Annotated in this window: 1 protein-coding gene; it reads left to right on the top strand. The window is 37.1% G+C overall.

Going from position 1 to position 1,616, the window contains the following annotated elements; all coding sequences use genetic code 11:
- The first annotated feature begins 148 nt into the window (after positions 1 to 148).
- A complete protein-coding gene (locus ACOCD9_RS20825; protein WP_419548323.1) occupies positions 149 to 1,369 on the top strand; it encodes a trypsin-like peptidase domain-containing protein in 1,221 nt (406 codons plus the stop codon).
- The last annotated feature ends 247 nt before the right edge of the window (positions 1,370 to 1,616 follow it).

Here is a 1,616-nt window from a genome sequence, read left to right as displayed (position 1 = left end):
TGGTCTTGGCTGTTTATATTTTAACCAATAAATTGCTGTATTGCAAGCATAGTGAGCTTTTAAAGATAAATTATTGTTTTATTGGTCAGCAATAATTGTCTGTTTTTTATTTAATTTTACATGACAAGTTCGGAAGAGCCGCTTTTTTGTGGGACAAGGGTTAATTTTGACCTGTCTTCATGTGATAAAAAATGTGCGGGATAATAACGAGACTATCGAGATAATTTGGCAAGGTCAAATTTCTGGGGCTAAAATTATCAACTTACCGAATCTAGACGGGATCGATCTGGCTCTTTTACAATTAAACTCGTCTTTAGATCACAAATATGTCGATTTTGATCACGATTTACAATTAACAGATAAATTATACACTTTTGGCTATACCAACGATTATCCGAACGGTGATCCTAGTGACTTTGAGTATATAGGTTTAACGGGGGATGAAAACCCCCTAATCAAGTTTAAATTAGGGCAAGTACAACCCGGTTTTAGTGGTTCACCTCTGTTAAATTTACGCACGGGGAAAGTGTGCGGAGTGGTGAATAAAACCAGAGATGAGTACAGTGATTTAGGAGGAAGAGCGATTCCAGTTCAGACTATTTTTAAATATTTTCCGCAATTACAACCCCAAAAAAATGCCCATAATCCTTTTAAACCCACTTCCGGAGGTATTCGAGAAATTCAGCAGATTTTTGGACGGGAACAAGAAATTAAAGATATTTTTGAGGTTTTAAATTCCGGCAGTAGTGCTGCTATTATCGGGGAAAGGGGAACGGGAAAAACCACCCTGCTTTGGGGAATTTACCATCAAGCAAGGGAGTATTTACTTAGTCAGCGACAACCCTTGTATCTAAACTTAGAAGGATTAGCAGGAGATAAGGATTTTTATTATGAATTATGTAATCAGATTGGTATAGCTGCGAATTACGATAAACCGCTCAAAGGAACTAGATTAACTAGGGAATTAGAAAAACACAAAATCCTGTTATTATTGGATGTGGTAGATAATATGACTCAAAAATATTTCAGCTATCAGCTTAGAAGTCAATTAAGAGAGTTAGCCAATCGTCCCGATCCACCTTTAAGATTAGTAGTAGCGGCTAATCGTTCCCTTGATGTTTTATTTCCTGATAATAAAGGAGGTGATTCACCTTTCGAGGGAATTTGTCAACAATTTCCGATTAAATTATGGGATGAAGCTAAAATTAAAGATTTTATTAGTCATCGTCTAAGTCAAACTGGAGTGACTTTTACTGAGGAGGAAATAAGTTCTCTTGTTAGCCAAAGTCAAGGAAAGCCGCGAGAGGTGATGCAAAGTTGTTTTAAACTTTATCAAACCAAAGTCAATAACTCAGCATCCCGAACTTAGGTTATAACTAAACAATAAGTTGATTTAATTTTTGGTTTGATCCTACCTTGATAAGGGAGGTTTGATCCCCCCTGCCCCCCTTGATAAGGGGGGTTTGATCCCCCCTGCCCCCCTTGATAAGGCTATCCATTAGTCGGATCTTTCTTAACAAAAAGAGAAGAAACTTAAAAAAAGGGGAAACGATTGATAGGTATAGTTTTGAAAGAAGGAATCAAGGTGGAGGTAAGCAAAAAAATGGAGAAATGGG

It is taken from the genome of Microcystis sp. (genome assembly GCF_048564745.1).
GTDB classification, from domain to species: Bacteria; Cyanobacteriota; Cyanobacteriia; order Cyanobacteriales; family Microcystaceae; genus Microcystis; species Microcystis ichthyoblabe_A.
The sequence above is the reverse complement of the archived record's forward strand: the minus strand, read 5'-3'. Positions and strand labels throughout refer to the sequence as shown.